18 protein-coding genes are annotated in these 21,311 nt (G+C 48.2%); 7 read left to right on the top strand and 11 right to left on the bottom strand.

The window, feature by feature from the left end; translation table 11 throughout:
• Positions 1-497: 497 nt before the first annotated feature.
• Positions 498-884 carry a DUF2750 domain-containing protein gene (locus tag ACJJI0_RS21255; RefSeq protein WP_252082877.1) on the top strand — a complete coding sequence of 129 codons (387 nt, stop codon included), beginning with the start codon at positions 498-500 and terminating at the stop codon, positions 882-884.
• A gap of 160 nt (positions 885-1,044) precedes the next feature.
• On the opposite strand, the gene ACJJI0_RS21250 is transcribed toward ACJJI0_RS21255, so the two are convergent.
• The 3 genes from ACJJI0_RS21250 to ACJJI0_RS21240 all read right to left on the bottom strand — a co-directional run bounded on the left by ACJJI0_RS21250 (position 1,045) and on the right by ACJJI0_RS21240 (position 5,010).
• Complete coding sequence (locus tag ACJJI0_RS21250; protein ID WP_444884098.1) at positions 1,045-1,575, bottom strand: redoxin domain-containing protein; 531 nt, start codon at positions 1,573-1,575, stop codon at positions 1,045-1,047.
• A 544-nt stretch (positions 1,576-2,119) separates the two neighbouring features.
• On the bottom strand, positions 2,120-3,337 hold the full coding sequence (locus ACJJI0_RS21245; RefSeq protein WP_252082881.1) for a hypothetical protein: 1,218 nt from the start codon (positions 3,335-3,337) through the stop codon (positions 2,120-2,122).
• A 1,010-nt stretch (positions 3,338-4,347) separates the two neighbouring features.
• Positions 4,348-5,010: a hypothetical protein gene (locus tag ACJJI0_RS21240; RefSeq protein WP_444884097.1), complete on the bottom strand. Its 663-nt coding sequence runs from the start codon at positions 5,008-5,010 to the stop codon at positions 4,348-4,350.
• Between the two features lie 648 nt (positions 5,011-5,658).
• On the opposite strand from ACJJI0_RS21240, the gene ACJJI0_RS21235 reads away from it, so the two are divergent.
• Positions 5,659-6,429 (top strand): SIMPL domain-containing protein, encoded by a 771-nt coding sequence (locus tag ACJJI0_RS21235; protein ID WP_444884096.1) that lies wholly within the window; start codon positions 5,659-5,661, stop codon positions 6,427-6,429.
• 93 nt (positions 6,430-6,522) lie between these two features.
• On the opposite strand, the gene ACJJI0_RS21230 is transcribed toward ACJJI0_RS21235, so the two are convergent.
• The 3 genes from ACJJI0_RS21230 to ACJJI0_RS21220 all read right to left on the bottom strand — a co-directional run bounded on the left by ACJJI0_RS21230 (position 6,523) and on the right by ACJJI0_RS21220 (position 9,236).
• On the bottom strand, positions 6,523-7,191 hold the full coding sequence (locus tag ACJJI0_RS21230; RefSeq protein WP_444884095.1) for a DNA-3-methyladenine glycosylase I: 669 nt from the start codon (positions 7,189-7,191) through the stop codon (positions 6,523-6,525).
• 240 nt (positions 7,192-7,431) lie between these two features.
• Positions 7,432-7,707 carry a hypothetical protein gene (locus ACJJI0_RS21225; RefSeq protein WP_444884094.1) on the bottom strand — a complete coding sequence of 92 codons (276 nt, stop codon included), beginning with the start codon at positions 7,705-7,707 and terminating at the stop codon, positions 7,432-7,434.
• Between the two features lie 149 nt (positions 7,708-7,856).
• Positions 7,857-9,236, bottom strand: a complete 1,380-nt coding sequence (locus ACJJI0_RS21220; RefSeq protein WP_444884093.1) for an SLC13 family permease — start codon at positions 9,234-9,236, stop codon at positions 7,857-7,859.
• A 400-nt stretch (positions 9,237-9,636) separates the two neighbouring features.
• On the opposite strand from ACJJI0_RS21220, the gene ACJJI0_RS21215 reads away from it, so the two are divergent.
• From ACJJI0_RS21215 to ACJJI0_RS21205, 3 genes are all read left to right on the top strand, one after another.
• Positions 9,637-10,308: an outer membrane beta-barrel protein gene (locus tag ACJJI0_RS21215; protein WP_444884092.1), complete on the top strand. Its 672-nt coding sequence runs from the start codon at positions 9,637-9,639 to the stop codon at positions 10,306-10,308.
• Positions 10,309-10,517: 209 nt separating this feature from the next.
• Positions 10,518-11,117, top strand: coding sequence for an SLATT domain-containing protein (locus tag ACJJI0_RS21210; RefSeq protein WP_444884091.1), 600 nt, complete (start codon positions 10,518-10,520; stop codon positions 11,115-11,117).
• A gap of 24 nt (positions 11,118-11,141) precedes the next feature.
• Positions 11,142-11,660, top strand: coding sequence for a TrmH family RNA methyltransferase (locus tag ACJJI0_RS21205; RefSeq protein ID WP_444884090.1), 519 nt, complete (start codon positions 11,142-11,144; stop codon positions 11,658-11,660).
• An 80-nt stretch (positions 11,661-11,740) separates the two neighbouring features.
• Here ACJJI0_RS21205 and ACJJI0_RS21200 read toward each other — a convergent pair whose 3' ends face one another.
• The 3 genes from ACJJI0_RS21200 to purL all read right to left on the bottom strand — a co-directional run bounded on the left by ACJJI0_RS21200 (position 11,741) and on the right by purL (position 17,577).
• Positions 11,741-12,622, bottom strand: a complete 882-nt coding sequence (locus tag ACJJI0_RS21200) for an aldo/keto reductase (RefSeq protein ID WP_444884089.1) — start codon at positions 12,620-12,622, stop codon at positions 11,741-11,743.
• A gap of 300 nt (positions 12,623-12,922) precedes the next feature.
• On the bottom strand, positions 12,923-13,246 hold the full coding sequence (locus tag ACJJI0_RS21195) for a TfoX/Sxy family protein (protein WP_252082900.1): 324 nt from the start codon (positions 13,244-13,246) through the stop codon (positions 12,923-12,925).
• A 464-nt stretch (positions 13,247-13,710) separates the two neighbouring features.
• Positions 13,711-17,577: a phosphoribosylformylglycinamidine synthase gene (purL, locus tag ACJJI0_RS21190; protein ID WP_444884088.1), complete on the bottom strand. Its 3,867-nt coding sequence runs from the start codon at positions 17,575-17,577 to the stop codon at positions 13,711-13,713.
• A gap of 413 nt (positions 17,578-17,990) precedes the next feature.
• Here purL and mltF point away from each other — a divergent pair, with 413 nt between their 5' ends.
• Both mltF and ACJJI0_RS21180 read left to right on the top strand, forming a co-directional pair.
• Complete coding sequence (gene mltF, locus ACJJI0_RS21185; RefSeq protein WP_444884087.1) at positions 17,991-19,466, top strand: membrane-bound lytic murein transglycosylase MltF; 1,476 nt, start codon at positions 17,991-17,993, stop codon at positions 19,464-19,466.
• Positions 19,467-19,484: 18 nt separating this feature from the next.
• Positions 19,485-19,637 (top strand): hypothetical protein, encoded by a 153-nt coding sequence (locus ACJJI0_RS21180; RefSeq protein ID WP_444884086.1) that lies wholly within the window; start codon positions 19,485-19,487, stop codon positions 19,635-19,637.
• Positions 19,638-19,969: 332 nt separating this feature from the next.
• Here the strand turns inward: ACJJI0_RS21180 and ACJJI0_RS21175 are convergent, their stop codons facing one another.
• The gene (locus ACJJI0_RS21175; RefSeq protein WP_444884085.1) at positions 19,970-20,611 is read right to left on the bottom strand and encodes a TIGR04282 family arsenosugar biosynthesis glycosyltransferase; all 642 of its coding nucleotides are present in this window, start codon (positions 20,609-20,611) and stop codon (positions 19,970-19,972) included.
• The gene (locus ACJJI0_RS21170) at positions 20,604-21,278 is read right to left on the bottom strand and encodes a TIGR04283 family arsenosugar biosynthesis glycosyltransferase (RefSeq protein ID WP_444884084.1); all 675 of its coding nucleotides are present in this window, start codon (positions 21,276-21,278) and stop codon (positions 20,604-20,606) included. Before ACJJI0_RS21170 ends, ACJJI0_RS21175 begins: the two co-directional genes overlap by 8 nt.
• Between the last annotated feature and the right edge of the window lie 33 nt (positions 21,279-21,311).

The following is a 21,311-nucleotide window of genomic DNA, read 5'->3' as shown; positions in this document are numbered from 1 at the left end:
AATATTGACAGAGCTTCTCTAATAGCAACTAGAGACTCTAGGCCAAAAATAGGCTAAACCAACAGATAATGTACCTATCTAATTTAAACGTCGTTAGATAGAGTAAATCTGAGCGTTATCTACTATAAAAATCAACCCGTAACCAGTTGATTTTATTGAGGTTTTATATTGTATTATATGGTAGAGTTCGCAACAGGTTTCGGGCCAATGAATTACCACAAAAAGAAAAATTGTCGCTCATAGAGAGAGTTGTTGGAATAAGCCTTCAAGCCGATTTTTATTGAGAGTACTTCGATTTACTCTCCAAACTATTCATAGACTTATATTCTATAGAATCCCTACCGCACCTCTGTACTACCGGGCAACACATCAAACCATCTGGACAGTATCTTGTATTCGCGCATAATGCCACGCATTGACTGTGTTACTGTTACACACTTATTCGAGCAGGCCTGTAAATATCAGCCTGCTACCAATCAGCCATTGCGAATTTATATATGAGTACTCCCAATCTAAATGAAGTAATTAACCAGAGTTGTGAAGACCGATACGAATATTTCCTGAGTGCAATCGGTGAAGAGCGGGAAATTTGGATATTAGTCGATAACCAAAACTGCTTCCTCAAAATACATACCGATGAGGACGGAGGTTTTGAATATTTACCCGTATGGCCTACGTCAGAATTTGCTAGCGCTTATGCTAAAGATGAAACCGAACTCACGCCTAAAAGTATTCCCCTCCCACAGTTTCTGAAGAAATGGCTCCCCGGCTTGAGAAAAGATAATATTGAAGTTGGTGTATTCCCCGCACCAGATAAAAGCGTATGGATTACTGGCACTGAGGAGCTGGAACACGACCTACGTGAAGAGTTGAATAATTTCTAATGTCACTGGCCTCAAACTGGGTTCTATGGCAAACCTCTGACACTCTAAAAAGAATTGATAAATAGCTACAAAGTTAACCGTTAACTCGCAATAAAAATCTCATATCCCAATGGGGTTTTTATTGCGTTTTTCTGGGAAACTCGGCCCCAGCTTAGGGACTTTAGTAGGTTCCCCGAATTGGATAGTTATTCTCCGGATTTCGAATAAACTCGATCCCCATCAACAAAGTCTGCAAGTCTGGTCTGGCGAAAGGCGCATTAGAAATATCAACGATTTGCAGCTTACCAGCCTCATTAATCACAAAAATCCCGGGTTCGGCAAAAGGCTTATCAGTTTCCTCTGGAGACCTGGGATTGGAGATATAGACACCCAGTTGCTGCATCTGAGGGATGGATAAGTTGTAACCTATCGGAAAATCTGGCTTGACCTCCTTCATTTGTTCAGACGCTTTCTCGGCGCTATCCGCTGACACAGCTGTCACATAAACGCCCTCTTCATGATATCTCGGCAGCAGCACATTCAATTCCCGTAAATACTTGGTACAGAGCGGACAGTGCTTACCTCGATAAACCACTACCATTTGCCAGGGGAAGCTCCCTTCCGTTTTACCCAGCTGAATTTTCCCACCACCCAGCTTGGCCACTTCAATAGCAGGGATTTCAACACCCGCTGCCAACTTAAGATTGCCCATAAAGCCGCTCCATAAGACTACTGCCAAAGACACTCTATCAAGACTAGCCCTTTAGAACACGACTGACTTGAGAAGCCAAATATAAGGAGGACTACATCGCCCACTCTCCAATGATAGAAGCTATAGTTATGACTAATCGGACAAAAAAATCAAATATTAAATACAGGTGAGTATATGAAGCAACTCTTATCAGTTTTATTCTATTTGATACTCTTTAAAGGATATATTTGCACTGAGCGAGACTATCTGGAGAGATTACTGACTGGCACTGCCAGATATATATCCTCCCATGAATTAGTTCTTCGAACTATTCCGATAAGCCCCATACAATAAACAATATAGATAGCTAACGTTTTGGAATACGCACCATTTCCAAGGAAAAGATGACCGAATGGCACTGGCAAGTAACAGCGGTTGATACCACCCACCTTGAACTTTCCCTAAAAAAAGCCCGCTATAAATAAGCGGGCTTTATCCTGTGAGGAAGCAGGAAGCGATTAAGCCCCCTAATGAGCCAAAAAAGGCACAAAAATAAATCTAAAAATTACTGAGTACAGGCAGCAATACGACCAGCGCTGTTCTTACCAATACCGCAGTTCAGACCATTAGGAATGCCGGTATAATCTGGGGACATAATGCCACCATTACGCTGTGCATCGTGGTCAGTATAGAGGCTTGCCAGGTTATATGAACGCGCCGTGCCCTTGTGATCGTTGTCACAGGAGAAGATAGCGCTGCCATAGGCAATGCCCAGGAAGGTTTTGTATTCCTTCAGGTCTGAATAGAGATTACGCTTGGCAGAACCGGAGCAGTTCATCTGGGATGCGAGATTAATATAACCATCGTCCTCACCAGCAAGCAATATAGAACTTGCGGTTGCAACACCAGGGAAACCAGCATAACCACCAATGGTATATACGGGCGATGCCAAGTTAGTGCCCACATAGTTGCGCACGGAGTACACATCATTAGTTTGCAGATAACGTACCGCTGAGCATTCACGACCGATAAATAGGTCGTTAACCACGCTTTCGATCCAGCTACCATTACACAGACGATCGACGAACTCGGTGCCTGTAATAGCCCCTCCAGTGGTAAAGATCGCAGCAATACCATTCATAGCTTTGTCGAAGTCGACCTCTACAGCATAGCGATCATCTAAACCGGCAACATTTCTGGTTTTGGTTTCCGTTTTACATCTCTTCCAAAACCAGCGACCAGTACAAACCTTATTGCTCTCAGTAATAGTATTACTATCAAACTGATTATAAGCACGATTGTAATAAGGAGACCCAGGCACTGCGTTACCCGATAAGTACATCATTTGTGCAGCGCCCTGGCTATGGGCAATCACCCAAAAAGTATCATCGGCTTTACATTGATTCTCATGTTGATAGCCATCTCCCTTACCGCTGCGAATATCGATAATCTGTCTGGCAATTTCGCCAGCTGTGCCATCATGCCAGTAAGGCATTTCACCTTCATCGGTGGAGTTATAACCTACAACTCCATAGTTGCCGCCATTGATTCGAAGCTGCTCAATAAAATTACTGCCGTTATATTTATCAAAGAAAGCTTCACTCCAATAATCTAGGGCTGGTTGCTCTAACTTACCCTGGGAGTTGGTGCGCTGTTTTATATGCCCTTCGGTACCATGTCCGTGGACTAGGATATAGCAGTTATCTGCCGCAGCAGATACGGAAGCAAATAGGCCAGCCAGTGCAAGTGAGAGACTCGCACCTAGTCGTTTACAAAGAGTCATTGTTGTTTCCTTATATTTATTTCCCGGCTCTAGATCACACTTCCCAAAAAATTATTTTTATTGGCCGGAGTCATTTTTGGACAGGGAAAGTTATCCGGGGATGCTCAACGGATATAGGACTTAGGGCGCCAAACGAGAACCGGGGGCGACAGGCTTGCAGACCAATCAGTCACATATTTGACTACCAGCTGCTAATCGAATTAACTCAAATCAAAATTGCCTTGATCCGTACTGATCCATGAGCCCAATGCAAAGAATATTGAAGTTACTATCCTCCTCTATTAACCCCCCTCCCTCTATCAAGAAAGAAAGCTTGCCCAAGCCTATTGAGGCTCACCCTCCACCAGGCCCATTTAGTCAAGATTACGAGATATCATCAAATCATTCACATCCTTAGACTTCTCAAAAAAACAATATAGAGATTAGGGCAACTATGCATTCCCCAGAGGAAGATATTCAAAATCGAGTAAAAGTATGGGATGTTAGGTAAATTCTCTATATGGATATAAACCCAGAATATGAGATGAATTTCACCGCTGACGTCTGTGCAAAATCGAAGTATTAAATTCCATAGCTGGAGTCTATTTTATTTCAGGAGGTACTACCCGCCTGCCGCTTTAACTTAATGATACGAACAGCTCCAGAAAGGAAAGGATTTTAGCTTCACGGGTTAGCACATTAGATATTCAGCAAGCACCGCTTTGGCAAAGGAAGGCCAGTCTAATTTAGAAAATATACCTTGAAACTTTGCTTACCTATTAAACAAAAAAATAAGTTTTGCAGAGTTCAAGCAGAAACATGAAACTCATTCCACCATTTATAGAAAATGGCCCAGCAACAATACTGGGCACAAACTTACTATCCTTTTGACAGGGGGGGGGCTTAATTGGTACTCTTGGAATGATAAATTATCACCTGCCAGACATTCTGTCTGGCCACCACCATAATTTTTAATATTCAGGTTCTTGATGTAGCTCCAAGCTACCTTGCCATCACCTAAATACATCGGTTCATCTAGCCCCCCAACCATGGTTGGGAAGTTGAACTGGGCCCTCAAGAATATGCAAATCCGAATCGATCTCCAAAACATAATACGTTTTTTGGGCCAATAACCGCAGAGAGTTAGGGCTATTAATTCGATCAAATTTCAGATTATCCGAAATACATTGAAATTTAGCATAACCAAGTAAATAACAACCATTTCTTAAGCCAATCAACTGAGGATCACTAATTTGGCAATTATTATCCTCAACCAACCATTTAAAGCCCTCACCATCAATGCTGCCACTACCATTAACCTTGGCAATTCCCATACGAGTTAAAAAAGAGGAATCCAGTCCGTTACCGGAATAAAGAGCCTGGCGCTCTATAATGGGACAATCATCATTATCATATTCACTCTTATGGGCCATATAAGAGAGAAAACAATTAACCTCCCAATTTGAACTACATCCCTCATCAAAAGCATCTACTTCATTAAGATCAGCACCAACCTCATCACGAAGGTAGCGCTCCATATCTGAATATTCTATGTATTTAGGAGAAACAATAATTGATAGGTTGGTCTCCGCATCTAGAGGTACCACCGTGTGGCCTCCTCCATTGGATACCATCGCTGAAGTAGAAGGTACAAAATGATTAAAATAGCCTTCGAATGAATCACTCCACTCCATTTTTATCGCAATTGTACCCAACTGACCACGTGACCATTGCCGCAGCCCCAGCCACGGTTATCTGAGCCACTCATTTTCAAAAACCAATAATTTCTATTAATGATAATTAAGCCCGCAGAATAGTGAGAGCCAGGACCAATAAATTTTTTAAAAAATGAATTCCCATGATTTTTCTTCACCCCGTAAGTCGCTACAAATATAGTTATTATTTGGTTTGAGATACACGTAAGCCAACGCGACCTTATTAGCTATGCAATCGACCTTCCGTGATACACTCACCACAAAAACCGTGACATAGATCAAGCCGCAAAAGACAAAAGGTCTTAATAAAGCAACATGAGAGCAAAAATACAATGCAAAGTATTGAACATTGACACGAACAGTCATTAAAAGATAATTTATTGAAAAATCAGAGATACAATTCAATAAAAGTGAAGACAAACAAATAATCAAGGTATTTCTTATTAATATTCAGTAAGCAATTTATATACTTTGATTTAAATAGAAAGCTGCTAGGTTATACAGCTTTTAACAAAAATAATCATTCTTCAAGCTATTAGGGCCTGGCAACAATATACATCTTTGAAATTAATCGATATTCCACCGCATAAGTAGTACACCTGTAAAACCCAACAAGGATATAGTGAAATGAAACTAACACTACTAATTATCAGTTTACTCTTATCTAGTGCTTGCCTGGCAGCTCCAGAAATTAGAGGTACACCCCAGGACCTACGTGGACTCCTCCACCCGGCGGAGAATATTGTTACCATCCGTGGCAGCGCGGAAGAAACCGCATACTCCGATAAGGCCATTGTCAGTTTGATTGTCACAACGGAAGAAGAGCTACTTTCAAATGCAATTGACGCCAATCACAGGCTCCGTTCCAAATTGCATCAGAGCCTGACAGAGGCTGGAATCAAGGGAGCAAATATTAAAAGCTCAAAATTTTCCTCCTCACCCCAATATGGCTGGATGGGCAAGAAGCCTAAGAGCTATAAGGTTGTTAACCGCATAACTATTTCAATCAACGAGGAAAGCCAACTCCACAGTATTGCGCAGCTCACAGATCAAAACGAAGACGTTGAAATAGCAAACACCATATTTGAGCATTCAGAAAAGCATCTGTTTAACAAGAAAGTTAAATCCAGGGCTCTGCAAGATATTCTGGAACAGAAAGCGGATTATGAAAAAGGGCTTGGTGTCCAGCTGACACCGATAGGCATTCGCGGTGATAACATACACTACCGAGCTACTGAAGGCGCCATGGCTATAGAAGAGGTTGTTGTTACCGCTTCCCGTGACTCCAGCATCAACTTTGAGAGCAATTTTTTTGATTCTGGCCAGGATAAATCATTTGATGAGGTTATTTATGAGGCGGAGCTCTCTGTAGACTTTCGTGTTCGTCCTCAGCCATAGTTAAACCAGTTCTAGTGTTATTACAATTCTGATGATCTGAGCCCACTCTTTAAACTGCTTAAGCAGTGGGCTCCATCTACCAAGCTTAACGAACTACCCAATAGATAAGGATAATATCTGGCTAATCTCATTTAAGCTGCGGTTCGACTGCGCCTGCCAAGTTTCAATAGCTGCTTGTAGTGCGGCCCAGTCTTTTTTTGAAGAGGGAGATTTATCTACTACCCCCTCTCTCACCAGAGCACGGATAGTATCGCTGGCAAAGACCAGTGTATCCACCCCCATACGACGCAAAAAAACCTGGGCGGTTTTGCCTCCCAGTCGGTCTCCACCTTTGCGTAAACTCTGGAGATTCTCTACATAGTTTTTCGTATTCCAGCTAGCAAAATACTCCCCCAGACTCCCATTCTCATTGGATAAATGCCAGAAGAAGTCTGCATTCCGGGAGATTGAGCGGGTTTTGGTCCAATGCTTTATCATGCCCTCCTGGCGCATTAAGTCATCCAGCGCTTCCTCAGAGAGATATCGGCAAAAGGACAAATCAAAGCCATAAAAAATATGCTCTATCCCCGGCCATTTTTTCTCCACGACTTTCCAACTAAACCCCGCCTGAAATACAGCCCGAGAAGCCGCAGACAACCATTGGCTGTTGGGTATTGCTGAGATTTCTTTAGCGGGTTTAGGCTTTGTGAGTCTGGCCGTAAGGCCTTTCTTTCCGCCGAAACGGTCAATGACGGGGGCTTCAATATCGAGAAAATTTCGCATTTATGCTTAATATCCTTTAATAGCTAAAGCATGTCGTACGAGTGATGAAGTTAGCGGTGAGCACATTTGACAGGACCACAGTGTGTCCAGGCTATCGGAGTGAGCCTATCATAGCCTCTTCTCCCACCTTCTTTAGAAGGTCGTTAATCAGTAAGGGAGCTCTTACAATTGGCTTGATCACCGCAGGGATGTAAAGTTGCCTCCATACATCAGCGCATAACAATCTACGAATCAATAATCTCAGGTGAGCTCATCAATCATACGCATAGCATCCTGAGCACCATAGGATTGCCTTCTGGTAGGTTCAGCTTCAGATGACGCTTGGGCCTGGCTCTGTGAATGGCCAGAAGGCTTGGCAACATTCACCACTCGCGCCATCGCTTGGTAGGGGTAACCCGCATTAAACGCCAAGCCACCAATCGGCTTCCAGCCCTCATTCAGCAGCTGGGTAACTTCCTCTTCCAAACTGGAAAAGCCAGACTTCCCGACGGCAATTTTATACTCAGCTTTCTTCACATCTACCTCCTGTACCGCATGTTTTTCCGATTACACCATTCACACTCTGTAACCGGTACATAACCTTATTAGGCTCAAAGGGGCGGAGTTTAAAACACTTACCACCCACTCTAAAGTAATGGATACCAGCCCTAGAGAAACCTGTGAACTCAACCCGGTAAAATCAACCAGCTCATCCCCGCAATAATCAACGATGCGGTCACACTGAGTACCGCCCCCTCGCGAACCATATCCTGTATACGCACTTTACCAGTCCCGTAAGCAATGGCATTCGGGGCTGTGGCAACAGGCAACATGAAGGCACAGCTGGCACTCATAGCCGCGGGGATCATCAATACCATAGGTTCAAAGCCCGCAGAGGTCGCCGCCACAGCGAGAATGGGCATGAGTAGAGTCGCAGTGGCTGTATTACTGGTGATCTCTGTAAGAAAGGTAACTCCCAAACATAGAATCACCAACATCAGCCATAGTGGCATGGCAGTAAGAAAGGACAATCCATTACCGAGCATGTCGCTCAAGCCAGATGTTGAAAATCCTTTGGCCAGGGCTATACCACCTGCAAACAATAACAACATGCCCCAGGGAATGGTTTCCGCTGTCTGCCAGTCCAGCAAGCGCCCCCCTTTGCCATTGGGTACCAGGAACATTGCCACCACTGCAGCGAGAGCTACGGTACTGTCTCCCGCCGCTCCTATCCCCAGCCAATCGCTCCAGCCACCAAACGGTGCATTGCGGGTTACCCAGAAGAAAATAGCGATGGCGAACACTAGCAGAGTGCGTTTCTCCTCAGCCCGCCACTCACCGACTTGGGGCGGCTCAATTTCATTCTTCAAGTGAACATTGCGGGTAAGCCAGAGGGCCATTATCGGTAAAGTTACCAGGGCAACCGGTACCCCGATCTTCATCCAGCCAAGAAAGCTAAACTCCCGACCGGTGACCTCTTCATATATTCCCATGAAAATGACATTGGGCGGTGTCCCCAGAGGCGTCCCCACGCCTCCAAGGCTTGCTCCATAGGCAATCCCCAGAACCAGGGCAACAGTGAGGCGCTGATTATCAATACGAGAGAGAATTGCCAGGGCAATGGGTAACATCATCAGGGTTGTGGCGGTATTGGAAATCCACATGCTGAGGAAACCAGCGGCCAGCATAAAACCGAGCACCAAGCGCCTACCGCTAGATACCCCAAAGATACGCAACATATATAGAGCCAACCGTTCGTGGGCACCACTCTTTTCAAGGGCTTTCGACAGAATAAAAGCGCCCATCAAAAGCAGAATTACATGGCTACCGAGGGATGCCGCAACAGTCTTATGATCCGTCACCCCAAATAGGGGTAAAAGCACAAATGGCACCAGAGAAGTGGCGGGAATAGGAAGCGCCTCTGTTACCCACCAAGTCACTGTTAGCAGGGTGATCGCTGCCGTCACTGCGGGAAGATACTGCATCCCCAGTAGAGTCAAAGAAATGTAAAACGCTACAGCCAGTAACGGCCCCAAGACGATAAATTGTTGCCGCGCAATCGACATACCAGCTCCCAATTCCCCCCTAGCCAGAAGGGTTAACTTTCTTATTGATTTATTCCCCAGATGAATTTGGTGAGCAGTGCTACCCCTCTCATCTGGAGCTGCACAAAATACAAGAAATCGAGCGGCTTTCGCAGCCTTGACCTGAAGAAAATACTCCGAGAAGGGGGCATATTTAAATAAGCAGACCTAGTAGTCATGAGGGAAGGGCTCAACCGCCGTCACCAAAAGACAAGCCTAGTGTCATAGCAATGAGAATTTCCGCTTCAATCCAGTAATGAAGGACCCTTTCTGCTTAACGCTTAATTTGTACAGATGTACAATGCGCGCCAATCATGACTTTACGATCTTTGCCGCTTGCTAACACCCAAGCGCCTGTCGACTGACTGAATTGAGGTACCCCTTGAATCATATCGCTCTCACCGCCCTAATCGCATTAGTTAGTAGCGGCGTTTACGCAGAGGAGAAGCCTTTTTACCTAAAAGCCTCACTGGGTAATATGCAGTTTGATAGCGAAGACTCCACTGCGATAAGAGAGGACCTCCACTCAACCGGCTACGCATTGACTGTTGGCTATCAGGTAAATAACTATATTGCCTTCGAAGGCGGTATAGCGAATCTCGGCAATATCCACAGAGACTATGAACAGAGCGCTCACGGCCTCGAGTGGCACAATGAAGATGAAGTATTAATAGAAAACTACGATTTCAGAAGTCTGCAGGAATCCAAATACAATTCTTATAGCTTAGGATTAACCCTTTCGACGCAAATTCAACAAAACTTAAATGCCGGAGTTCGCTTTGGTGTACACCAATGGAATGAAAATAACAGCGGCCAGACTGAAGACTCCGGCAACCTCAGCGTATACAGCCTAGATCGCGAGCTCTTGTATGCAGAGTCCTACGATAGGTCTTATAGCTGGAGTAATGAGAAGGACAGCGGCAGCAACCCATACTACGGTGCTGAAGTTAAGTGGAAGAACGGTGACTGGGGCATCAACCTGGAACACACCATCTACGAGATTAAAAAAGAGAAGGCCAACCTGTCTTCTGTCGGCGTAACGTATAGCTTCTAGGCAATTCACTACCAGCTCCTATTTGAAGCCCTCAAATTGAGGCCTTGTAAGGCGGGTGCTCACTAACCGCCAGCACAAGGCCCACTAAACCCTCAGTGTGTAAATTAAACACATCAATCCCAATCTTCCCTGCTCCACCCTGTACATCTCATTTTTATCCGGCAAACTATCGCCCTCCAAAAATAACACTAAAGGGGCAGAAGGGATTCATGAGCACGATACCGAATACCGTGGCAGTACTGGACAAACTGCGCTGGAATGCCCATCTGTGTAAGCACAGCCACTTCCGCGCCTCTATGAAGGGGCGCAATCTGCATGTGCTCTGCGGAGTCCCCATAGTGGTGGTCAACTTATTCCTTGGCTCTCTGTTCTTTTCCCTAATCAATGCGGAACTCCCCGACTGGACCAAGTGGAGTGGCGCCGCTTTAGCCTTGCTGGCTGCTTTACTGGGGGGAGTACAGACTTTCTTCAACTTCAAGAAAAACTATGAGGGACACCGCCAGGTGGGTAATGAATACCTAGCCATTGCCAGAGAATGTGAACGGTTAATTGCCCTCTACTTTGATCGCATTCTCGACCTGGAGCACCTCTCCAATAAAATTTCCGAACTCAATACCCGCTACAGTGAAATTAATCAACGGGCCGAAGAATTTATTGTCTCCGACAAGGTTTATCGCCAAGCGATGCAGATACAAAGCCAAAAGGCCAGCAAGGAGCCTTCTTTAGTGGAGCGCATGAGGAATACTTCTTTCGAAGAAGCTAAAATAGGCTCACAGGTAGAGAGTTCCCAAGAACCTCTCAGCAGTTAGTAGCCATTTTCAGCAGCGGTAACTATGCAGAAAGAGCACAGCGATCATTCACCCAGCAAACACAACTTTCCCCTTTGCTATTTGGCCACTGATATTCGCACACCCAGCAATATCGGTGGACTCTTTCGCATTGCCGATGCCCTGGGCGTAGAGAAAATTTACCTGGCTGGAGATAGTCTGCTACCACCAAACTCCAAGATCCGTAAGGTATCCCGCTCAACTGAGCAGCATATTCCCTATCAACACGAGGAAGATGCCCTAAAAGCCGCCTTAGCACTACGGGAAGAGGGATACCGGATAATCTGTTTAGAGATCACATCCAGAAGTGTTGAACTGGGTCAAGCCCCTGTCGTTGAGGGAGATAAGGTCTGCTTGGTTTTAGGGGCTGAAAAAGATGGAATTGCCTCCGAAATACTGGAAATAGCCGATGCGACGGTGCACATCCCTATGCATGGGGTTAATTCCTCAATGAATGTCACCTCGGCCTGTGCTATCGCAAGTTATGAGCTATTAAGAAAGATGACTCCCTCGCGGTCCGCTTAAAACAACAAACTTCTTTACAGTGTTATAGACACAACGGCAGGATAGATAAATTATCTCCTTCCATTATTTAAGCTCTGCCCTCAATCCGGTACTTTTAAAGTTATATTTTTCTTGTGTACATAATCCGGATCACCACCAAGCCGCTTGTTACAATTCAAGTTGTTAATCGACTGGATATCGGAGTTACTCAGATTAAAATCGCTTAGTAAGAAATTAGTTCCTATATGCTCTATAGATTCTGATTTAGGTATAACAATACGATGCTGCTGAATATTCCACTTTAAGATGACTTGTGCCGGCGTAGCTGAATGCCTTTCAGCAATTTCAGCGATCACCGGGTCCATTATCGGCTTCTCAGCCAAAGGCACCTCTGCCCAGCCCCCGGTACCCAGTGGGGACCAACAACTAATTGCAATTTTATGAAATTGACAATAGTCAACTAGTGGTTGCTGGGTGAAATATGGATGCAACTCTATTTGGTTAATAACCGGGCGAACTTCGGCAAAAGATGCTATTTGCTCAATATCTGATTTGCGGAAATTTGATACCCCTAAAGCTCGAACTTTTTTCTGTTGGTATAGCCCCTCCATCGCCTCCCAGGTTTCCCTTGTATAAGCGGGAACGGGCCACTGGATTAAATAAAGATCCAGGTACTCCAGTTTCAAACGCTCCAAGCTTCGTGCAAAAGCATCGTGTGTCTTCTTTCCTCCCTGCTCGGTATCCCAGACCTTACTGGTAATAAACAGTTCACTCCTGGGGATACCCGACTCCTTGATAGCTCGGCCCAAGGCGCGTTCATTGCCATATAAAGATGCCGTATCGAAATGCCTATAGCCAATTGCCATGGCCTTTAGGATTACCTCGGTGACAAAACCATCATCTTGCTGCCAACTACCTATCGCAGCCATCCCCATTCCGATTTGGGGAATCTCCACGCCATTATTTAATTCGATAAAATACATACTCGATCCCTTGCCAAATGCTGCAGTCTCTACCCACAACAAACAGCCACCCTTGTTCTAATTACGCCCGGCGCTGAATATAGGTGATACAAGTTGTTCGCGACGAAGTTTTCAAATAAATAGACATTTAATTAAAAAGGAAAAAAGAAATACACCACTCTCGATTGCATAAACGACCTCAATGTCATTTGTCGAAATATTTCGAGAATAGTGTACTCTTTTTTGCGAATCGATATAAAAATCCAAGTGCAAAAGCCAGGAAATCTTGGCTACCATTGCATCTCTATTCTTTGCTTTATGTTATTTAGGCGGTAGAGACCCCGCGAATTCCACCCCCCGATTTACCCACTCATCGAGGTCCTGCTCCACTGCATCTTCCTCCACATAGACCATACCCTTTAGGGGGCGACCGGTATAATCCATAGGGCGAGTATAACGCTCAGCCAAAGCATCCTGATAATTATCCGGCCCCACCCGCACCATCAACTCTTCACCAACCACACCACAAGCCATATTGCCATTTAACATAAATGCGAGGCCACCAAACATCTGCTTTTCAGATAGCCCCTGACTTCCCTGTAATAAATTGCGCACTTTTTCTGCTAGTGTTTCGTTGTACGCCATGACAATCTCCTTAGTCACTGTTGCTAGGTAGGAAAAAGAATCTTTGGTACTGCTGGGATCTGCGCCAATAAAAATGCGACAAGCGAAAGATCAATCGAAGGGAGTTTATGAGTAGCGCCCCATGCCGAATTTCTGCATAGAAGCCAATTAAAAAATTGTGAATCGATACAGATAACTGCACCATAGCGAGAAAAGTTATTTCGAATAATCCTTTAAGTGTAGCAGGAAATATCCAAAGCGCCCCAAAAAGTAAATCGTGCCAGATGCAAACACTGACAAAACCATAAAAAATCAATTAATAGTAAAAATACACTCGACACTGAATTCGAAGAATCACTATCGATTTTGAAGGGCGACTTTACAGCTGATACAGGCGGCATATCCTTATGCCACAAAAATCCATTTACCTGCCTAGAGAATAATTTGCACCCCGACAGAATTGTGAGGTGCAGAAGAGAATCGGCTTAGTCGACAAATACCCGCGCATTGCGGAACAAGCGCATCCAGCCAGAATCTTCTTTCCACTCATCTGGATGCCAGCTATTGCTGACAGCTCGGGCAACACGCTCGGGGTGCGGCATCATAATAGTCACGCGACCATCTTCAGAACTTAGGGAGGTAATACCATTGACCGAGCCGTTGGGGTTGGCCGGATAAGTTTGGCTGATTTCCCCTTTGTTATTCAGGTAGCGCATCGCGATAGTGCCAGAAGCTTCACACTTCTCCAGCGCCTGCTGATCGGCAAACTCCACGCGCCCCTCACCGTGAGCAACGGCAACCGGCATGTAAGTACCCGCCATACCTTTAAACAACACGGAAGGTGAGTCTTCAATGCCTACCAATGCGAAGCGCGCTTCATACTGCTCAGAGAGGTTGCGCACAAAGCGCGGCCAGTGATCCGCACCTGGAATCAGCTCTTTGATCACTGAGAACATCTGGCAACCGTTACACACCCCCAAGCCGAAGGTATCGTTGCGATTGAAGAAGCCCTCAAACTGATCGCGGGCACGATCGTTAAACAGGATGGTTTTAGCCCACCCCTCACCGGCACCCAGAACGTCACCGTAAGAGAAGCCGCCACAGCCCACCAAACCGTTGAACTCGTCCAAAGCGACACGGCCGGACAGGATGTCACTCATATGTACGTCGACAGCGTTAAAGCCCGCGCGGTGGAAGGAGTGCGCCATTTCCACCTGACTGTTCACACCCTGTTCTCGCAGTACCGCAACTTTCGGGCGAACACCTTTAGCGATATAAGGTGCGCTGATATCGTCGTTGATATCGAAAGTAAGATTTACTGTCAGGCCCGGATCTTCCTGGGCGATTGCAGCAAATTCCTGCTCGGCACACTCGGCGTTATCGCGCAGGGATTGGATACGGAAGCTGGTTTCCGACCAGATCTGCTGCAATTCAGCACGGGAGCGTTTAAAGATTTCAACACCGTTATTGGTGATGCACAGGTGTTCGTTATTGTTCAGGTAACCGATCTTGTGGGTAGGTACACCCACAGCGGCAAAGCGCTGTACCAGCATATCCGCTTCACAAGCGGGAACCTGCAATACCGCACCCAACTCTTCACTGAACAGCGCGGCAATCGGGTCTTCACCCAATTCATAGATTTCCACATCCATACCCACACGGCCGGCAAAACCCATTTCCGCCAGGGTTGTGAATAGACCGCCGTCGGCGCGGTCGTGGTAGGCCATGATCAGGTCTTCGTTCAGAGCCTGCTGCACCACCTCGAAGAAACTTCTCAGCTTCTTGGCATCATCCAGGTCTGCGGGCTTGTCGCCCAACTCGTTGTAGACCTGTGCCAGACAGGAAGCGCCCAAACGATTTTTGCCAGCACCCAGATCAACCAACAGCAGCTCACTCTCACCTTTATTGGTGCGCAGTTGCGGGGTCACTGTTTTGCGTACATCGGTAACCGGGGTAAAGGCAGAAATTACCAGAGACAGCGGTGCGGTAACCGACTTTTGCTCACCTTCTTCTTCCCAAGCGGTGCGCATAGACATGGAGTCCTTGCCCACTGGGATGGTAATGCCCAATTCAGGACACAGCTCCATACCCACCGCTTCTACGGTGCGATAGAGTTTTTCCTCTTCACCCGGGTGGCCCGCAGCGCACATCCAGTTGGCGGAAAGTTTGATGTCGGACAGCTGCTTCACCGGAGTACAGGCGATATTGGTAATTGCCTCACCCACAGCCAGGCGGCCTGAGGCCGGCGCATCCAACAGTGCCACCGGAGTGCGCTCACCCATAGACATGGCTTCACCGGCGTAGCTGTCATAGGCAACAGTAGTCACCGCACAATCGGCCACCGGCACCTGCCAGGGACCGACCATCTGATCGCGGGATACCTGGCCGGTTACAGTGCGGTCACCAATGGTAATCAGGAAGCTCTTGCTGGCCACAGTGGGCAGGCGCAGCACGCGCTCAGCCGCTTCGTTCAGGTCGATATCCGCGGTGGAGAAAGCCTTGGCTTCAACCTGGCGAGTCTCTGCTTCGCGGTGCATGCGCGGCGGTTTGCCGAACAGTACCGACATCGGCAGATCCACCGGCTTGGAATCGAACTTCTTGTCATTTAACAGCAGGTGCTTGTCTTCGGTAGCCTCACCGACAACGGCGTAAGGCGTACGCTCGCGCTCACAGATTTGCTCGAAGCGCTCCAGGTCTTCCGGCATAACCGCCAGTACATAGCGTTCCTGGGATTCGTTACACCAGATTTCCAGCGGGCTCATACCCGGTTCATCACAGGGCACATTGCGCAGTTCGAAATTACCGCCGGTACCGCCATCTTTCACCAACTCGGGGAAAGCATTGGACAAACCGCCCGCACCCACATCGTGGATAAAGGCAATCGGGTTGCTCTCACCCAGCTGCCAGCACTGGTCGATCACCTCCTGGCAGCGACGCTCGATTTCCGGGTTTTGGCGCTGTACTGAAGCAAAATCCAGGTCTTCAGAGCTGGAGCCGCTGGCCATACTGGAGGCTGCACCACCACCGAGGCCAATCAACATGGCCGGACCACCCAGCACTACCAGCTTGGCGCCGGGGGAAAACTCGGGCTTTTCTACATGCTCTTCGCGGATATTGCCGTAACCACCAGCCAACATGATCGGCTTGTGATAGCCGCGACGCTCGCCATCGAAATTCTCTTCAAAGGTACGGAAGTAACCGCAGATATTCGGGCGGCCAAACTCATTGTTAAATGCTGCACCACCGATGGGGCCTTCGATCATAATATCCAGAGCGGTAACGATACGCTCGGGCTTGCCGTAATTGGACTCCCAGGGCTGTTCCCAACCGGGGATCTGCAAGTTGGAAACGGTAAAGCCGGTCAGGCCCACTTTCGGCTTGGAGCCGCGGCCCACCGCGCCCTCATCGCGAATTTCACCACCGGCACCGGTACCAGCGCCGGGGAAAGGAGCAATTGCAGTGGGGTGGTTGTGCGTCTCCACCTTCATCAGCAGATGAATGGCTTCACTACTGAAACCGTATTCCTTGCTTTCCGGGTCTGGGTAAAAACGTCCAGCCACGTTGCCCACCACAACTGCGGCATTATCCGCATAGGCAGACAACACGTTGTCGCCGCCTTTTTGGTAGGTATTTTTAATCATGCCAAATAGAGAATGCGGCATTTCTTCGCCGTCGATTGTCCAAGAAGCATTAAAGATTTTATGGCGGCAGTGCTCGGAGTTCGCCTGGGCGAACATCATCAGCTCCACATCGGTGGGGTTGCGATCCAATTCCTGGAAGCTGGTGAGCAGGTAATCAATTTCGTCTTCGGCCAGGGCCAGGCCCAGTGTCACATTGGCAACTTCCAATGCCTCGCGGCCACCTTCGAGAATATCCACACCACGCAGCGGGCGGGGCTCTTCTTCTACAAACAGCTGCTCAGCCTGTTCGAGCTCGGTAAAGACCACCTCGACCATACGATCGTGTAGTTGTGAGGCCAGCGCCTGGCGCTCGGCCTCGCTAAGCTCAACCCCACTCAGATAGTAGGCAACACCACGCTCAAGCCGATGAATTTGGGTGAGACCAGCATTGTGGGCAATATCGGTGGCCTTGGAAGACCAGGGAGAAATAGTGCCCGGGCGCGGCACCACCAGGATCAGCTCGCCTTTCGGCTGGTGCTTCTCTTCGCTGGGGCCGTACTGGAGTAGCCGCTCAAGCAGCGCCATCTCCTTGTTATCCAGTGCGTCGCTATCGGCGAAGTGTACGAACTCGGCGTAAAGATCGTCGATGGTCGGTAGCAGCGCGCGCAGTTGGTTGAGTAGTTTTTTATGGCGGAATTTCGACAGTGCGGGAGCACCACGCAGAACTAACATTGCGGGAGATAGCCTCTTGTCTAAATGAGAAAGATTGCGCGAAAGAAGAATCGCACAAGGCCCCGGAAATTTGAGAGGCGCAATTGTACCCGAAGCGCCGCAACTCCAACACACCCGCCCGTCACTTGAGTACACATGAACTAAATAGCAATCAATGTGATCAAAAGGCGAACAAAACCAATCGTAAATTCACCGATTTTATTAGGGGGTTAAAACTCCCTACAAAAGTCTTAATGGCATTTCAAGCGCCCATGTCACAGTGTCCTAAAGCCAAATTGGGCAGATTGTCGTCAAATAATGTAAAATTGGCAGACTGTGCCAGCATTGGCGAGGAAAGCCCTGGCGGAAATACCCGCAGCAGGCCTTAGGCATAACAGCGATAAAACCAACGGACGAGCTAGAGGGGACAGCCTATGATGATGAGAAGCCGAGCGCTGCGCTATGTCCGCCGCGTGTGCAAAGGCATCGCGCTATCCTGCTGTGCCTCCCTATTAGTTGCCAGTAAAGCACCGAATACCCTGGAGCGAATTAAAGCTTCCGGTGAACTTGTTGTCCTCTCGCAAAACGGCCCCACCACCTATTACGAAGACGCCTCTGGCAATCCCACCGGTTTTGAGTACGGCATGCTGCACGCTTTTGCCGAAGAGCTGGGAGTCAAGCTGGTGATTCGCGATGTGCACAGCCTGGATGATATGTTCGCTCGCCTGCGCGATCCCGAAGAGGGTGCTCATTTTGCCGCTGCCGGGCTGACAGTGACCCCGGAGCGCCGTGAACAAGTGCGTTTCTCCCCTTCTTATTTTGAAGTTCGCCAACAGATTATCTACCGCCTCGGAGAAAAACGTCCTCGCAGAACCAGTGACCTTGAAGGTAAGACCATTGCGGTTATCGCCGGCAGCGCCCATGCCGAAGAATTAAAAAAACTCTCACAGCGTTACCCCAATTTGCGCTGGGAAGAAGTTTCTGATGTCGACGCTATGGAGCTGGTAGAGATGGTACACCAGGGCCAATACAGCTATGCGGTGGTGGATTCCAACGCCTACGCTGTGCACCGTGGGCTCTACCCCAAAACTGGAGTGGCTTTTAATCTCAGCCAATTCCAACCGGTTTCCTGGGCTTTTCCCAAAAGTGACGACGACAGCCTCTATCAGCGAGCACGACTGTTTATGTTGCGTGCCAATACCAATGGCATGATTGCACAGCTGCGCGAGGAATTTTTTGGTCACGTCAGCGAACTGAATCCCGGTGGTGCCCAGGCATTCGCCAGGCGTAGCCGCGAGCGACTGCCCAAGTGGCGCGGAGTTATGCAAAAAGTGGCCGATCAATACGAGCTGGATTGGCATCTGTTGGCTGCACTCAGCTACCAGGAATCCCACTGGAATCCCCGCGCTCGCTCACGCACTGGGGTTCGCGGCCTGATGATGCTTACTTTGAATACCGCCAAAGAGCTGGGGGTCAACCGCCTCAACCCGGAAGAGAGTATTGAGGGCGGCGCTCGCTATATCGTGCATATCCGCAACAAGCTACCGGAACGCATCCGCGAGCCCGACAGAACCTGGATGGCTCTGGCCGCCTACAACGTGGGCTACGGTCATCTGGAAGACGCCCGCGTACTCACCCAGCGTATGGGCGGAAACCCGGATCTGTGGCCGGATGTACGCGACCATCTGCCACTACTGGCCAAGCGCCAGTATTACAAATCTACCAAGCACGGCTACGCACGCGGCTGGGAGCCAGTCACCTATGTGCAAAATATCCGCCACTACCAGGCTCTGCTGAGCTGGACCAGCCGTATCGAAGAACAACGCCTGGCGGCCAATGATGAAAACGGTGGGATTCTTGCAGAGAACAGCGCAGTGGAAGCGGAAGGCAGTGCCGCACCCGCGCTATAAATTACAGGCGCCAGAGAGATGGAAGACACTGTTAAAGAGATCGAGGAGTTTATCGATTATCTTGTACAGGCAGGAGTCCACTGCCGAGTGGATGAGCTGGAGAGCGTCTACTACAGGAATATGCAGGTCTACATGCTCGATGAATCCGACCAATTGACCCTGGCCGATTAGAGCGCATTTATCGATTTATTCAAACACAAGCACGATACCGGTGAATTGCCACTGAACAGCTGGAAAAAATTCACCATGTGGCAGCGAACAACAACTCTGCGCTGGTAATATTTTCCCGAAAAAATAACTTAGCTGGCCAGGAAAGAAAATTAAGGCTGGGCATCAACCTGGTTTATGAGGATTGGCGCTGGCAAGTCATTCGGGAAATCATCTTTCTGGAGCCCCCCTACCCTAGCTAACTCCTTCGTAGCAGTTACACTGGCCGCCCCCTATAAAAGGCCCACTGTACAACAGATAATTTGTTGAATCCCCACCTGGCTAGTAGAAACCAGCTAGCTTTCCGCTTGAGACACTCCCCAGGCACAAGGCAAAAACTGCAAGTCCTCTGGCTCATCAATATCTGGTAGCACTTCCAAACACCGGCAGAGCATTGCACATTCCTGTAGGCGCTCCAGGGTTTGCTGGGCAACCACCTCCGTGCTCCAGGAAATGTCCTCAAACAATCTCCAGTGCACCCGCTTGAGCCCCAACAGGGTGTATCCACCATCTTTTGCCGGGCACATAACTGCATCGGCATTCTTTAGCGCAACGGCCGCCTTTCGCAGACGCGCGGCCGTTAATGCAGGGCAATCTGTGCCCAGTAATAAAAGTCCCTGGCCCGCCACCTGACAAGTATTGGCCGCATGCCACAAACGCTGACCTAGGTCGCCTTGCGTCTGATTATGCAGAGTTACCCCCCTGGGTAGGGCTAGTGTTTGCCAGAAGGGATGCAGTGAGTCCGGCGCAACATGCAACTCTACTGGGCCGAGGTCGGCTTTTACTGCTTCCATTAATGTCTGCTGCAACAAACGCTCAGCCAAAGAGGCGGCACCCTGCTCCCCAAGAGCTGGAATCAAACGGGTTTTTGCATAACCGGGAAGGGGCGCCTTAGCCATTACCACCAAACGCAGAGAGGGCAGAGAAGATTTACTCATAGCGTTTTGCCAGACACTCCGCCGGAACGCCACGCCAGTAATCGAAACGCAAACGCCACATTAACAAGACTGTGCGCCAAATTCCGAACTTTTGCCAGCGGCGCCCAGAGGTAGTGACTCTCTGACGCAGACAATGGGGCCGCGCTATTTTTAACAGTTGGCGGCTCAACTCAATATCTTCCATCAGTGGTTGCCGGGCATAACCTCCCACCTCATTGAAGAGAGAGCGACGAACAAAAATCGCCTGATCACCTGTGGCGATCCCACTCAAACGAGAGCGCCAATTAATCATGGTAGAAATCAGGGGAAACCACAGGCTGTCTCCACTGATACGAATATTAAAACGTCCCCATTGTGCCCCCCTAACCGAGGCAGAGGCAATGGCACTCAGAGCACCTTGCGGTAGGCGAGTATCCGCATGTAGGAATAACAACCAACTGCCACAGGCAACCGAAGCACCCGCATTCATTTGAAGCGCGCGTCCACGTTGGGATTGAATTACCCGCAACCCGGCTGCAGCGGCTATCTCTGCACTACCATCACTACTGCCACCATCAACCAGGATTATTTCACAACTGCTGTATGCGACCAGCTCCCTCAATTGCGCTACCAGCTTGGGTAACTGCTCCCGCTCATTTAACAGGGGCACAATAACACTGTATTGCACTATCTTGCCTCAACTCCGCCTCATCCCTTTTTT

This window comes from Microbulbifer mixtoriginis (SeqCode) (assembly GCF_052466695.1).
The sequence above is the reverse complement of the archived record's forward strand: the minus strand, read 5'-3'. Positions and strand labels throughout refer to the sequence as shown.

Excerpts from the sequence above, each read along its gene's own strand:
- ACJJI0_RS21255 (WP_252082877.1), top strand. The coding sequence starts at position 498 with ATGAGTACTCCCAATCTAAATGAAGTAATTAACCAGAGTTGTGAAGAC.
- ACJJI0_RS21250 (WP_444884098.1), bottom strand. The coding sequence starts at position 1,575 with ATGGGCAATCTTAAGTTGGCAGCGGGTGTTGAAATCCCTGCTATTGAA.
- ACJJI0_RS21245 (WP_252082881.1), bottom strand. The coding sequence starts at position 3,337 with ATGACTCTTTGTAAACGACTAGGTGCGAGTCTCTCACTTGCACTGGCT.
- ACJJI0_RS21240 (WP_444884097.1), bottom strand. The coding sequence starts at position 5,010 with ATGGAGTGGAGTGATTCATTCGAAGGCTATTTTAATCATTTTGTACCT.
- ACJJI0_RS21235 (WP_444884096.1), top strand. The coding sequence starts at position 5,659 with ATGAAACTAACACTACTAATTATCAGTTTACTCTTATCTAGTGCTTGC.
- ACJJI0_RS21230 (WP_444884095.1), bottom strand. The coding sequence starts at position 7,191 with ATGCGAAATTTTCTCGATATTGAAGCCCCCGTCATTGACCGTTTCGGC.
- ACJJI0_RS21220 (WP_444884093.1), bottom strand. The coding sequence starts at position 9,236 with ATGTCGATTGCGCGGCAACAATTTATCGTCTTGGGGCCGTTACTGGCT.
- ACJJI0_RS21210 (WP_444884091.1), top strand. The coding sequence starts at position 10,518 with ATGAGCACGATACCGAATACCGTGGCAGTACTGGACAAACTGCGCTGG.
- ACJJI0_RS21205 (WP_444884090.1), top strand. The coding sequence starts at position 11,142 with ATGCAGAAAGAGCACAGCGATCATTCACCCAGCAAACACAACTTTCCC.
- ACJJI0_RS21200 (WP_444884089.1), bottom strand. The coding sequence starts at position 12,622 with ATGTATTTTATCGAATTAAATAATGGCGTGGAGATTCCCCAAATCGGA.
- ACJJI0_RS21195 (WP_252082900.1), bottom strand. The coding sequence starts at position 13,246 with ATGGCGTACAACGAAACACTAGCAGAAAAAGTGCGCAATTTATTACAG.
- purL (WP_444884088.1), bottom strand. The coding sequence starts at position 17,577 with ATGTTAGTTCTGCGTGGTGCTCCCGCACTGTCGAAATTCCGCCATAAA.
- mltF (WP_444884087.1), top strand. The coding sequence starts at position 17,991 with ATGATGATGAGAAGCCGAGCGCTGCGCTATGTCCGCCGCGTGTGCAAA.
- ACJJI0_RS21180 (WP_444884086.1), top strand. The coding sequence starts at position 19,485 with ATGGAAGACACTGTTAAAGAGATCGAGGAGTTTATCGATTATCTTGTA.
- ACJJI0_RS21175 (WP_444884085.1), bottom strand. The coding sequence starts at position 20,611 with ATGAGTAAATCTTCTCTGCCCTCTCTGCGTTTGGTGGTAATGGCTAAG.